This is a genomic window from Prosthecobacter sp. (genome assembly GCF_049294395.1).
Classification (GTDB): Bacteria; Verrucomicrobiota; Verrucomicrobiia; order Verrucomicrobiales; family Verrucomicrobiaceae; genus Prosthecobacter.
The window spans coordinates 1-12,281 of record NZ_JBAQCR010000365.1; the positions used below are offsets into that span (position 1 = coordinate 1).

General features: G+C 61.2%; 11 protein-coding genes. 6 read left to right on the plus strand and 5 right to left on the minus strand.

What is annotated here, in order from left to right; genetic code table 11:
* The 3 genes from WAW39_RS24750 to WAW39_RS24760 form a co-directional block, all read left to right on the plus strand.
* Positions 1 to 188, plus strand: a 188-nt coding sequence (locus WAW39_RS24750) for a hypothetical protein (protein ID WP_422321838.1), incomplete at its 5' end; no start/stop codon positions are given.
* The gene (locus WAW39_RS24755) at positions 185 to 1,885 is read left to right on the plus strand and encodes a metal-binding protein (protein WP_422321839.1); all 1,701 of its coding nucleotides are present in this window, start codon (positions 185 to 187) and stop codon (positions 1,883 to 1,885) included. The genes WAW39_RS24750 and WAW39_RS24755, both read left to right, overlap by 4 nt.
* A 304-nt stretch (positions 1,886 to 2,189) precedes the next feature.
* Positions 2,190 to 3,779 carry a reverse transcriptase family protein gene (locus WAW39_RS24760; RefSeq protein ID WP_422321840.1) on the plus strand — a complete coding sequence of 530 codons (1,590 nt, stop codon included), beginning with the start codon at positions 2,190 to 2,192 and terminating at the stop codon, positions 3,777 to 3,779.
* Here the strand turns inward: WAW39_RS24760 and WAW39_RS24765 are convergent.
* Together WAW39_RS24765 and WAW39_RS24770 are read right to left on the minus strand one after the other, a co-directional pair.
* Complete coding sequence (locus tag WAW39_RS24765; protein WP_422321841.1) at positions 3,745 to 4,602, minus strand: hypothetical protein; 858 nt, start codon at positions 4,600 to 4,602, stop codon at positions 3,745 to 3,747. The genes WAW39_RS24760 and WAW39_RS24765 overlap by 35 nt on opposite strands.
* Positions 4,603 to 4,629: 27 nt before the next feature.
* Positions 4,630 to 5,649, minus strand: coding sequence for an SMP-30/gluconolactonase/LRE family protein (locus WAW39_RS24770; RefSeq protein ID WP_422321842.1), 1,020 nt, complete (start codon positions 5,647 to 5,649; stop codon positions 4,630 to 4,632).
* Between the two features lie 74 nt (positions 5,650 to 5,723).
* On the opposite strand from WAW39_RS24770, the gene WAW39_RS24775 reads away from it, so the two are divergent.
* From WAW39_RS24775 to WAW39_RS24785, 3 genes are all read left to right on the plus strand, one after another.
* The gene (locus tag WAW39_RS24775) at positions 5,724 to 7,202 is read left to right on the plus strand and encodes a glycoside hydrolase family 10 protein (protein WP_422321843.1); all 1,479 of its coding nucleotides are present in this window, start codon (positions 5,724 to 5,726) and stop codon (positions 7,200 to 7,202) included.
* Between the two features lie 125 nt (positions 7,203 to 7,327).
* Positions 7,328 to 7,918, plus strand: a complete 591-nt coding sequence (locus WAW39_RS24780; protein WP_422321844.1) for a PAS domain-containing protein — start codon at positions 7,328 to 7,330, stop codon at positions 7,916 to 7,918.
* Between the two features lie 101 nt (positions 7,919 to 8,019).
* Complete coding sequence (locus WAW39_RS24785; RefSeq protein ID WP_422321845.1) at positions 8,020 to 8,304, plus strand: hypothetical protein; 285 nt, start codon at positions 8,020 to 8,022, stop codon at positions 8,302 to 8,304.
* Positions 8,305 to 8,329: 25 nt separating this feature from the next.
* Here the strand turns inward: WAW39_RS24785 and WAW39_RS24790 are convergent, their stop codons facing one another.
* The 3 genes from WAW39_RS24790 to WAW39_RS24800 form a co-directional block, all read right to left on the minus strand.
* Entirely contained in the window at positions 8,330 to 9,193 is an 864-nt protein-coding gene (locus WAW39_RS24790; protein WP_422321846.1) for a hypothetical protein, read from the minus strand.
* A 125-nt stretch (positions 9,194 to 9,318) separates the two neighbouring features.
* Positions 9,319 to 10,998: a 30S ribosomal protein S1 gene (gene rpsA / locus WAW39_RS24795; RefSeq protein WP_422321847.1), complete on the minus strand. Its 1,680-nt coding sequence runs from the start codon at positions 10,996 to 10,998 to the stop codon at positions 9,319 to 9,321.
* A 160-nt stretch (positions 10,999 to 11,158) separates the two neighbouring features.
* The coding region (locus WAW39_RS24800; RefSeq protein WP_422321848.1) for a sensor histidine kinase at positions 11,159 to 12,281 on the minus strand (1,123 nt) is incomplete at its 5' end.

Below are 12,281 nucleotides of genomic sequence, written 5' to 3' on the forward strand. Positions count from 1 at the left end.
ATGAAAAACTGCTGCCGGTGCTGGCGGCCACGGTGCGCTCCATCCGGGGCCCAGAAGCACGTGCGGCGCTGGCGGCGGTGATGTCGCTGCTGGCCAGACGGCCGGAACTGGAAAGCGCGATCGCGGCGGCACTGCCCGAGCTGGTGCTGCATCCAGTGGCAGGAAACCCACTCAAGGCCGCCGCATGAACATCACTTTTGCTTATCGCGGTCGCAGTCATGTCGCTGAAACAGGCGGCGGGCAGATCGTGTCGCTGGCGCCGAATTTGACGCGGGACGTGGTGGCCTTTGATGCGGCATTGAAAAATCCGCTGAGCTTTCGTGAGGCCATCTCCGCGCTGCATGATGTGGTGATCAATGATCTGCGCTTCAAACCACGCGACAAAGCCGCCTACGAGGAGTGGAAAAAAGGCGAGCTGCAGCGCGAGCGGGCCATTCGAACGGAGGCCGTGCGTGATGCGCGGCTGGAAGTTGAGTCAAAGCTCAAGCAGCCGATGCCGCGTGATTTTGAGCGGCAGTTTGACCAAGCGAGGAAGCGCTACTGGAATGCGCGGCTGAAGTACTCGGACCACCTGCGCCGCCATGATCAGGAGCTGTGGCGTCTGCTCATGCCGTGCGATCCGGTGATCACCGTGGCGCCAGACGTGGTGTTTTTTGAATGCTTCAGCGCGGATGAGTCGAGCTACGGCTGTCTGAGCGTGGAGCGCGATGAGTGCTTCAGTGCTGCGGGAGGCGTGCAGTGTGGCACGACGAATGTGGACTACTCCTGGGATCTGTTTCACCACTTCCAGACGCTGCGCACGTACCAGCCGGCGCGCTTCCATGTGGATCCCTCCGGCTTTGAAGTCAAAGTGCAGGGCGGGGAGGACTATCGGGAAGAAAAGATCGATCTGCCTGCGGGATGGCTGCGCGGCTTCATGCAGTTGCAGGGGGCGATGACACTTCCAATGCGGCGCGTGACGCTGTCGCGACAGGGGTTGTATTCACTTCTCGCGTGGCTGCGCCGGCACAAAGCACCGCGCAGTCCGCGGGCGCTGCGGTTTGAGATCGTGGAAGGGCGTGCGCCGGAGCTGGTGCTGGAGCCATGGGAGCAGCGCATCATCGACCGTGCTGCGCCGCCGTGTGCGCAGTCGATGGAGCCGATCCGCGTGTGGGGTGTGCGTCGTCTGCTGACGCTGGCGCGTCTGCTGCCGCTGATCGACCGCGTGGAGGTGTGCCTGCTCGGCACCGGTTTGCCGAGCCTGTGGATTGCGCACATGGGGCCGATGAAGCTCACGCTGGGGCTCTCCGGCTGGACCACGAATGACTGGACTCGTGGCAGCGCGCTGGATCTGCTGCTGCCACCGCAGGAGCCGGGGAAAGAATTGATCGACAAAATGGCTGCCACCTTGAGGCAGCAGCAGTCGGCGACTCTGGCCGCACTCGTCAGCGCCGGCGGTGCGACGGAGGCACTGACGACGGCGGCGCTGAAGCATCTGGCGCATTCGGGGCAGGTCATCTTTGATCTGCCGCATCAGGTGTATCGCTGGCGGCAGATCATGCCGCAGGTGCTGGGAGAGGAACAGCTCGGCCCGGAAAACGCGGAGGCGCTGGGCGCGCAAAAGATCCCGGACCGCGAGATCCGAGTGCTGAGCAGCACCGACGCGCCCAACGACACCAAGCTGCACACCGGCAAGGTGCACACCCGCGAGGTGGAGCTGCTGCTGGACCGCGATGGCATGATGCGCCGCGCGAAGTGCGACTGCTCGCACCATTTCAAAGGAGGATTGAGGAAAGGGCCATGCCGCCACCTCATCGCCTTTCGCCGCAAACTTTTGAACCCGGTTGACCCAGGAACGCCCTCTCTGTATGAGAGGCTCTGGTCCGGGTTTCGCACGAACCCTTAACCACGGAGGCCGCCACCACCGAAATACGATCTTTCCACATTTCCCGAGAGGGGACGCATGCTCACTGAGACCATCCTTGCGGTGTTCCGCCGCGAATGAAGCTGCCCGTCCATGCATCCCCAAGCCCGTTGTTCGGATGGCCACTGTCGCCACCCGACGCTTGGCCAAGGCAACCCGAACGTTCACACGCGTCGGGTGGCGACAGTGGCCTGAGTGAACGGACTTGGTCCTGAGCAAGTAGTCAGTGACGCATGCGCTCCTCCCGGAAATATTTCGAAACATCGCCTTCGGTACGCACACATTCATGGGACTCTTAAGCCTCATCAGACGACTCCTCGGCCGCGATCAGCCCAGCCAGCCGCCACCTCTTTCCCGGCCTGACTCAAGTCCACGAAACAACGTGGTGCCGCAGGCGCGTGCGACGCCTCCGTCACCCATCCGACGGACGCTGGCGCAGCTCGATTCGGATGTCTTCGCGGGCATTTCCGGTGCCGAGACCAAGCAGCAGGCGAAGGCCATGGGCCGTCCGCTGTGGAGCAATCTGTTTGCCTTTGGCCGTCAGAGCGTCATTCCACCGGTCACGGATGCGCGCACGCTCATGATTGATCGTGCGATGGTGGGCGAGGGGCTTATCACCCCGGAGGAGCTGAAGGAGATCCACGAGATCGGCCAGAAGATGGATGAACTGCGGCCGGGGAATGACTGGGCGCAGAATCAGGGCACAGCGGCGGTGATGGCGGACAAGGCGGCCAAGGCGGAGCTCAAGCGGCAAAAGAAAGCTGAGGCTGCGAAGCGCCAAGAGGAGCGTGCGGCGGGCATCGCGCACCGCAAAGCCACGGACATCATTTTCCTGGGGCGTGGTGTCTCAGGCGGTCTGGCGGACCGGAGATCGCATGTGGAAAAGTTGCAGGAGGCGAAGCTGCCTGTGCTCTCAACGCCAGCGGAACTCGCCACGGCCTTGGAGCTTCCCGTGAAACGCCTGCGCTGGCTGGCCTTTCATGCCGAGGTGGCGGTGGTCACGCATTACATCCGCTTTCAAATTCCGAAGAAGAGCGGTGGTGTGCGGGAGATCTCGACGCCGCACACCGATCTCGCCCGCGCCCAGCGCTGGATTTTGCAAAACATCCTCGAACGCGTGCCGGTGAGCGGCGTGGCACACGGCTTTGTACGAGAGCGAGGGACGCTGACGAATGCGCGCTCCCACACCGGGAAGGACGTGGTCTTGAATGCGGATTTGAAGGACTTTTTTCCCAGCATCACCTTTCCGCGAGTGCGCGGCATTTTTCAGCAGCTGGGTTACTCCCCTGCGGTGGCCACGATGCTGGCGCTGCTGTGCACGGAATGCCCGCGACGTACCGTGGTTTACGATGGACAGACTTTTCACGTGGCCACGGGCCTGCGCGCACTGCCGCAAGGCGCCTGCACCAGCCCGGCCCTGAGCAATCTGTGCGCACGGAAACTGGACCTGCGCTTTGCCGCCCTTGCTGCAAAGCATGGCTGGACTTACACGCGCTATGCCGATGACCTGACCTTCTCCTCCCGTGGCGAGGCGGCGAAGGCCACCGCGCTGATCCTGAGCCGGCTGCACAACATCGTGAAGGACGAGCACTTTGAGATCAACGAAGCCAAGACCCGCATCCAGCGCCGCAATGCGCAGCAGAGTGTCACGGGCGTGGTGGTGAACGACCGCTGCAATGTGGACCGCAAAACACGCCGCCGCTTGCGGGCGATCCTGCATCAGGCAAAGCAGACCGGCATTCCCGCACAGAACCGCATCGGCCATGACAACTTTGCAGGCTGGGTCAGCGGCATGCTCGGCTACGTGAAGATGATCAATCCGCAGCAGGGAGAAAAGCTCTTCAAGGCTTGGGATCTGCTGGGCGGCCAGAAGTGACTCGCTGCAGCCACGCCCTGGCCTTTTCACGCACTGGGCTGGGGCGCAGGGTCCAGGCGTCGTTGTGATTGCGGAAGCCGGTGCTCAGGAAGGTCAGATCGGCCTTGGGCAGCAGCGGGCGCAGGTAGGCTTCGGTCTCTTGCGCATTCGATCCTTCGCCGCAGATGAACTGGGGGCGGTTGCCGAGACGTTTCAGGCGAACGAGGGCTGATTCTCGATCTGAGTGGGGATAGGGCCAGGTTTTGACGCCGTCGTAGTGGCTGTAGGAAAGAAATCCGCACCACAGCCTGGCGGTTTCGTCATCGTAGAGGCCCAGATAGTTGCAGGCGATGGCGCCGCGCGAGAAGCCGCAGAGCACGACCTTTGAATCATCGCCGTAGGCTTGGCAGACGGACTTCACGGTTTCACGCAGGTATTTTAGCGTCGGCTGCGGATCATACGTCGGCGCATCGCCCCACCATGTGATCGCGATTGCGTCGCCCTTTTCGTTTAAATACGGCGCGCACAGCCAGATGAAGCCGCGACCGGCGGAGAGGCCGTAGCCGAGATTGCTGCCTTCGGGCAGGCCGGTGCTGACATCCCCGAACTTGTTGGTGTAGCGGCCATTGCCGGCGAGCTCGACGATCACGGGCATCTTTGCGCCGGGTTTCCAATCGGTCGGCAGGTAGAGCACATGCAGGCCCACTTTGACGCGCTTGCCGGCGGCAGGCGGGCCTGCGATCAATGCGGGCACGTCGAGATCTGGTGGGATGCTGCGGATGTCCGGCAGTTCCTGCGCGAACAAGCTGGCAGAAAGAAGCCAAAAGAAGACGGCGGTTTTCATGGGGGCTTGAGTTCAACGAGGCGCGGCTCAGCGCAGCGGCACGCTCCACAGATGACTGCCGGAGGTGATGAAAAGCGTCTTGCCATCCTTGCCGCCGAAAGCGCAGTTGCAGCACTCATCAGGAGCGACGGGGATGAAGTCGAGCAGGCGTCCTGAAGGAGACAGGATGTAGCAGCCCGCCTTGAAGCTCGTGTTTTCGAACTCGGTGGGCTTGTTCGTTCCTGCAGCCACGTAGATGCGGCCAGCGCTGTCCATCTTCATGCCATCCGGGCCGCGACCGTCTTTCCAGTCGAAGATGACTTTGCGTGAGCCGGGTTTGACGTCGCCGTTTTTGTCGAGGGTGTAGCGCAGGAGTTTGCGTGAGCCGCCGTGGGTGTTGTTATTGTTGTCGGCGATGTAGAGATGGCGGTCGTCTGGGGAGATGAGGATGCCATTGGGGCGTTCGGCACCGTCGCAATGGATGCGGTCGATGTTGGGGATCTCATAAGCGAAAGCGCAAAGACCATCCGGTAATTTGGCCTGACGGTTGATGCGATAGGCGCCTTCGACGAATTCGATGTTGGATCCTGCTTTCGATGCCGGACCGTACTTGCCGACCCGTGTTTCCCAGATCTCCATCCCAGTGCGCGGTCCATATCGGGGGTCCGTAAAATAGATCCGTCCTTTCGAGTCCATGCAGAGGTCATTCGGTGTGTTGAAGCGCTTTCCTTCAAACCGATCCGCCAGCACGGTGATGCTCCCATTCTTCTCCGTCCGAGTCACACGCCGCATTCCGGACTCACACGCTACAAGACGCCCCTCCTTGTCGAACAGCAGGCCGTTGGAGGCGTTGTGGCGGAAGACGGTGGTTTTGCCATCCGGGCCCAGGCGGTTGATGTGCTTGCCGTCGGTGAAGTAGAGGGAACCGTCTTTCCATGCCGGGCCTTCGGTTGCGCCGATAGCTCCGTGGTCTTTGGGCTTGGCACCGGAGACGACCGGTGAGCGCTGCGTTGAGCAGGAGGCCAGGAGGAGTGCCAGGGCGAGGGTGGAAAGTGTTCGGAAGGACATGCGGTGCATCAATACGGCATCCATTGGAAAAATTCAGCGACACATCCATCACGCAGCGTTTTCTTGAAGACCCCATGCTTTTGAAATTTCTGCTCCCGATCTCTTTACTGCTCACCGCCACGCTGCACGCCCAGACCGGCGTGCCGCTGCCGGCGCGGGAGCTGCGCGGATCATGGCTGGCGACGGTGCACAACATCAACTGGCCCAGCGAGCCGGGGCTGCCGGTGGCGAAGCAGAAGGAGCAGTTGAAGACGCTCATCGACTCGGCGGCGGACGTGGGATTAAACGCCCTCATCTTCCAGGTGCGTCCGGCGGGCGATGCCATGTATCCCTCGCAGATTGAGCCCTGGTCGCCTTTCCTGACGGGGCAGATGGGCGTGGCACCCTCGCCCTTGTGGGACCCGCTGGAGTTTGCGGTGAAGGAAGCGCACAAGCACGGGATGGAACTGCATGCGTGGTTCAATCCCTTTCGTGCGCTGGCCGGAGAAAAGCGGGTCCCCAGCGCGGGTCACATCGTTCGCAAGCATCCCGAGTGGACGATGAAATACGGCCCTGACACCTGGATGGACCCCGGCATCCCCGAGGTGCGCGCGCAGGCCATCGCGGTGATCATGGATGTCACGCGCCGGTATGATTTGGATGGCATTCACATCGACGATTACTTTTACCCGTATCCGCTCATGGATGCGGCCAAGAAGAAGATCGAGTTTCCCGACGGTGAAACGTTTGCGCGCTACAAAGCGACCGGCGGCACGCTGGAGCTCACGGCATGGCGGCGGCAGAATGTGGATGAGACCGTGCGCCTCATCTACGAGGGCATCAAGGCGGAGAAGCGCTACGTGAAGTTTGGCATCAGCCCCTTCGGTTTGTGGCGGCCCAATTATCCTGAAGGCACCGGCGGCGGGTTGGATCCCTTTGAAGATCTCGGCGCGGATTCACGCAAATGGCTGCAGCAGGGCTGGGTGGATTACCTCACGCCGCAGCTCTACTGGACGATCGACCGGCCCAAGCTCGGCTTCATCACTTACTACGACTGGTGGCTGGAGCAAAACACGCAGGGCCGCCACATCTGGCCCGGCATGAACTCCTCGAAGGTCGGCGATGATCGCAATGCGGGTGAGATTTTGCACCAGATGAGCGTGCTGCGTGAGCGCGGCCTGAAAATGACCCCGGGCCACTTCCACTGGAACTTTGGCTCCCTGCACAAAGACCTCGGCAAGCTCGGCACCTACACCAAAGAGCGCGCCTACACCTCGCATGCCATCCCGCCTGCATCGCCATGGCTCAGTCAGTCGCAGCTGCCAGCACCCGTTGTTGGCAAAATCACGCCCGGCGGCAAACTCACCGTCGCCTGGCAGCACAGCGACATACGCTGGATGAGCGCGACGCGCTGGTGGGTGATGCAGGCGCAGATCAACGGCAAATGGATCACCTGGGAAACCTATTTCAAAGACCAGCTCAGCGCCCCATGGCCGGACAATGCCACCGCCGTGGCCATTCGTGCAGGCGGCCTTGGCTGGGAGGTGGGTGAGGCGGGAGTCGTGCTGAAATGACGGGGCAAAACGAGCGCCTGTGTTTGAAGAAAACGAGCGCCTGACATGGGCTATGAAAGAAACCGCAGTTTGAACGATTACTCAATATGCGAGTGTCGGAACGAGGATCGTCACAGCTATCCTGAATGGACATCAAATCTGCAGATCCAGCCCAACTAGCTCTAAGAGCGGTCAATCAAATTTCAGCCATGGTGGCCTACTGGGATTCGGAGCAGAGGTGCCTGTTCTCCAACGAAGCCTATCAGGAATGGTTTGGCAAAAGTCCGGCGGAAATGCTGGGGATGCGCATGCAGGACCTTCTAGGTCCATTGTATGCATTGAATCTTCCTCACATTCAGGCGGCGCTTCGTGGCGAGCCCCAGCAGTTTGAAAGGCATATCCCTCTTCCCCAAGGCGGGGCCAAGGACAGCATCGCCACCTACACACCAGATATCGAGGATGGAGTGGTGCGGGGATTCTGGGTTCATGTAGCGGATGTGACCCCGCTGCGCATGCGTGAAGCCCAGCTGGAGCGTGCCCTCACAGAAAGAGACGAGGCGCTGGCAGAAGTGCGCACCTTGCGCGGCCTGCTGCCGATCTGCGCCGCCTGCAAAAACATCCGCGATGGCAGTGGTGAGTGGCATGGCCTGGTGGCCTATGTCTCGGCACACACGGAAGTCAGCTTCACGCATTCCCTCTGCCCGTCCTGCATGCCCATCTACTTTCCTGAAGGCTGAAAAAGTCTGGCGTCGTCTACGAACAAGGAGACTACAAAGCTGCTCGTTTTCTGGAGCCACATGCGGGTTGTCATCCTGGACACAGGCCGCATGTTATTCCCATGAGACCGAGGACATTCGAAATCCGGGGACTGCCCGCCATGCTGCTGCTGGGAGTGGTTGCCGTTGTGGGAGCCGGGCTCATTGCGTTGGTTCTCATGGTCGGTGCTGCGGTGGCCGTGGCCGGGCTGGCGATTTCCGCTGTCGCTGCGCTGTACTACACGCTGCGCCGCAAACTCTCCGGATCCAAGCGAGACATCTGGCTGGAGCCCGCTCCACCTGCCACGACGGCCTCACTCGAAGTGCGGGACATCGAAGTGGAAGTGCTGCCGGACAAGGAACGGTGAAGCCGGCCGGCTCAAGCCGTGAAGCTCACGCGCAATACTCACGGAACAGGCCGCCCATCATGCAGCCGAGCTGATTGCCAGGCGCGAAGTTGCCACGGGTGTAGAGCACGATGGCATAGGGCGTGTTGCGATAATAAAAGAACAGCGATTCGTGATCCCATTCGCCGTAGTTGCCCGTCTTGCCGCCGATGTAGGTGATGCTCGCGGGCATCACCCAGCGGCCGAGGCCGTACTGATCGCGGCGCATCGCCTCCAGCAGCAGCTCGCAGCCATACTCGAGGCGGTAGTTCACGCAGCGCTCGTAAAACTCCGCGTAAAAGCGCGGTGACTGCCAGTTGTTGAGGATCTCCACATTGGGCAGATGGTATTTCTGCTCAAAGTACTGCTCATCGGCCTTCGTGAGGCGGGCCATCAGGTAGTACCAGGAGGCGTTGATGCTCTGATCACAGGCATACACGATGTTCTGAAATTCCTCACGTGTGAGATTGCCACGGCGTTTTTCCAGCAGCAGCGCCGCCACCGCAGGTTTGGGCATGGACCCGCCCAGGAAAAGCTTGTCGGCCTGGAACTCGGCGAGGTAACGACCGGTGGCCAGATTCTTCACCGCATAGCCAATGCGCGGATCACGCTTGTGCGTGCGGTACACGTACTCCATGCCCGCTGTGAAAGGCCTGCCATGCGCACTGTGAGAGCGAAAGCGCAGCCGGGCGCCCGAGGCGAGAAAGCGGTTGTGATACTCCCACTGCGCACGCGTTTTGCGCGCCGAGGCACCCAGCACCGAGGTGGCGGGAGCCGCACAGCCGGCAAGCGCCGCAGGCAATGCCAGCAGGCCACGCTGCAACCAGGTGCGGCGTGTCTCTGGAAGCGCTGAAGGAACATCCTCGGACATTGCGGGAAACTGCCTTCTTCGAAGCAGACCGCCACAGGGAAAGTGTCAGAAGATGGTCAAGAAAAAGGGGACGCCTTGCGGCGTCCCCTTCGTGGTTGATTGGATGTTGAGTCTCAGATCGCGGATTACTGGCCGCCTGGACGCCACTCTTCGGTGGCGAACTTGAAGGCCTGCTCCAGACCGACGAGGTCGGTGCTTGGGCGGAGGGCTTCGAAGGCCTGGCTTTCCTTCTGGATGTCGGCTTCGCTGTAGTTCATGGCCTTGATGGAAAGGCCGATGCGGCGCTCCACCTTGTCCACCTTGATGACGCGTGCTTCCACTTCGTCGCCCACATTGAGCTTGTCCTTGACCTTCTCGATGCGGTCTTCGCTGATCTGCGAGATGTGCACGAGGCCGTCGATGTCGTCTTCCAGTTCGACGAAGGCGCCGAAGGAGGCGATCTTCGCCACGCGGCCCTTCACGACGTCGCCCACCTTGAAGCGGGTGTCGATGATGGACCATGGATCGGTGTCGAGCTGCTTCATGCCCAGGCTGATGCGCTGGTTGGCCTTGTCGATGCCGAGAACCACGGCGTCCACTTCCTGGCCCTTCTTGAGGAGCTCGGAAGGATGGTTGATCTTGCGGGTCCAGCTGAGGTCGGACACGTGGATCATGCCGTCGATGCCTTCTTCCAGCTCCACAAACGCACCGTAGGCGGTGAGGTTGCGGACGGCACGCTTCATCACAGTGCCAATTGGGTAACGAGCGTCAATGTCGTCCCAAGGATTGGTGTCGAGCTGACGCACGCCGAGGCTGATCTTGCGCTCTTCCTTGTTGATGCCAAGGACGGAAGCTTCGATTTCCTGACCGACGGTGAGAACGTCCGAAGGACGCGCGATGCGCTTCGTCCAGGAGAGTTCGGAGACGTGGACGAGGCCTTCGACGCCTTCTTCCACTTCCACAAACGCGCCGTAGGCGACGAGCTTCGTGACCTTGCCGCGCACGCGCTGGCCGACGGGGTAACGGGCTTCGATGTTTTCCCAAGGATTGTTCTGAAGCTGCTTGAGGCCGAGGGAGACACGCTCCTTCTCGCGATTGACTTCGAGAATCTGGACTTCGATCTTCTGACCGATGCCAAGCATTTCGGAAGGATGGTTGAGGCGGCCCCAGGACATGTCCGTGATGTGGAGCAGTCCGTCCATGCCGTTGAGGTCCACGAACGCACCGAAGTCGGTGATGTTCTTGACGATCCCGATGACCTTGTCGCCAGGGGTGACGCCGTCGAGGAACTTCTGGCGCTGTTCGGCGCGCTCTGCCTCGATGACTTCGCGGCGGGAAAGGACGATGTTTTTGCGTTCGTCGTTGATCTTGACGATCTTGAATTCGAACACCTTGCCGACGTACTCGTTGAGATCCTTCGGCGGGATGATGTCGATCTGGCTGCCGGGGAGGAAGGCTTCGACGCCGACGTTGACCATGAGACCGCCTTTGACGACGCTCTTGATCTTGCCTTTGACGAGACCGCCGTCCTTGAAGACGTTGTAGATCTTTTCCCAGTTCTGACGGTGGGCGGCTTTCTCCTTGGAGAGAACGACCATGCCTTCGTCGTTTTCGAGGCGTTCGAGGAGGACTTCCACCTCATCGCCCACCTGGATGTCTTCATCTTCGAACTCGTTGGAGGGGATGGCTCCTTCGGACTTGTAGCCGATATCGACGAGGATGACCTGCGGTTTGATTTCGAGGATCTTGCCTTTGACGATGGATCCTTCGGAAAGCTCGCGGAAAGAACCTGCGATCAGGTCTGCGAGAGTAGCTGTTGCGCTCATTATCTGTTTTTACGGGTTGCGAGTGTTTAGGAGGGAACCGCTCGCAAACCTCCACTCCTGAGGCGCACGGCGGGCTTTCGTCCTGCAAAGCCAAAAGGCCTCCGGACAAGAGGGCCGGGATTCTCGGAGAAGTTCCGCGTTTGGCAAGGAGGAAAGTGGGCTAAAAGGACGCGGGCGCCGCCATAGTCACTTCAAACACGGTCTCGTCCTCCTTCGAACTGACGAGCCGCAGCTCCGCTCCGTTCGCACGGGCAAGCTCGGTGGCGATGTTGAGGCCGAGGCCGAAGCCGTCGGTCTGCCGGGTGTGGGCCTTGTCCCCGCGGAAGAAGCGCTCGAAGAGGCGTTGCTGATTCTCAGCCGGAATGGCGGGGCCGGTGTTGGTGACGGTGAACACGATCTGCGTGTCCTGTTTTGATAGGTGCAATGTGACGCGGCCTTGAGGGCAGTTGTATTTGATGGCGTTGCTCAGCAGGTTTTGAAACACCTGCTGCAGCAGCGCGCGGTCCGCATGTACGGTGATGCCGGGCTGGATGTGGTGTTCCAGAGTGAGTCCGGCCTGCTCGCAGAGGATTTCCCCGTCTTCGATCAGGCGTTCGAGATCAAGGCTGAGGTCGTAGCTCTCCGGATGCGTGGGCAGGCGCCCCGCATCTGCCTGAGAGAGCAACAGCAGGCTTTGCGTGATCTGTTTGAGGCGCGAGGCTTCGGAAAAGAGCGAGACAAAGCGCTCGTGCTCCTCACTGCCGGGAGCGGCGTGGCGCACCGCGTCATCCAGATCTGCCAGCATGATGGCCAGCGGGGTCTTCAGTTCATGAGAGGCGTCAGCGGTGAAGCGCACGGCCTGCTGGAAGCTGCCTTCAAGGCGCTGCATCATGCCATTGAGCACCTCGATGAGCTGGGTGAACTCGCGGTTGTCATCGCGCTGCACTGGAATGCGCTCGGCCAGGTCACTCGCCGTGAGGCGCTGGGCCGTGCTGACCACGCGTTCCAGCGGCCGCATCGCCTGCCCGGAAGTCCACAGCGCACCGAAGCCGGCCAGCACGAGACCCAGCGCTCCCGCACCCACGTACCACCAGGCCATGCGGTTGATCTCCGCATAAAAATCTGTGAGCGAGAGGCCGATGAAGATGGTGTACGTGGGGCTGCTGAAAGCCCCGAAACGCCAGTCGATGCCGCCCGAGCGCGCGGTGAAAGTGGTCGGCTCGCGCACCATGGGCATCTGCGGGCGGAAGGGCAGGTCGCGCCCCTGCGGAGGTGGCGGCCTGCCAAATCCCGGTGTGCCGAGC

Excerpts from the sequence above, each read along its gene's own strand:
- WAW39_RS24785 (WP_422321845.1), top strand. The coding sequence starts at position 8,020 with ATGAGACCGAGGACATTCGAAATCCGGGGACTGCCCGCCATGCTGCTG.
- WAW39_RS24775 (WP_422321843.1), top strand. The coding sequence starts at position 5,724 with ATGCTTTTGAAATTTCTGCTCCCGATCTCTTTACTGCTCACCGCCACG.
- WAW39_RS24765 (WP_422321841.1), bottom strand. The coding sequence starts at position 4,602 with ATGAAAACCGCCGTCTTCTTTTGGCTTCTTTCTGCCAGCTTGTTCGCG.
- WAW39_RS24760 (WP_422321840.1), top strand. The coding sequence starts at position 2,190 with ATGGGACTCTTAAGCCTCATCAGACGACTCCTCGGCCGCGATCAGCCC.
- WAW39_RS24780 (WP_422321844.1), top strand. The coding sequence starts at position 7,328 with ATGGACATCAAATCTGCAGATCCAGCCCAACTAGCTCTAAGAGCGGTC.
- rpsA (WP_422321847.1), bottom strand. The coding sequence starts at position 10,998 with ATGAGCGCAACAGCTACTCTCGCAGACCTGATCGCAGGTTCTTTCCGC.
- WAW39_RS24790 (WP_422321846.1), bottom strand. The coding sequence starts at position 9,193 with ATGTCCGAGGATGTTCCTTCAGCGCTTCCAGAGACACGCCGCACCTGG.
- WAW39_RS24770 (WP_422321842.1), bottom strand. The coding sequence starts at position 5,649 with ATGTCCTTCCGAACACTTTCCACCCTCGCCCTGGCACTCCTCCTGGCC.
- WAW39_RS24755 (WP_422321839.1), top strand. The coding sequence starts at position 185 with ATGAACATCACTTTTGCTTATCGCGGTCGCAGTCATGTCGCTGAAACA.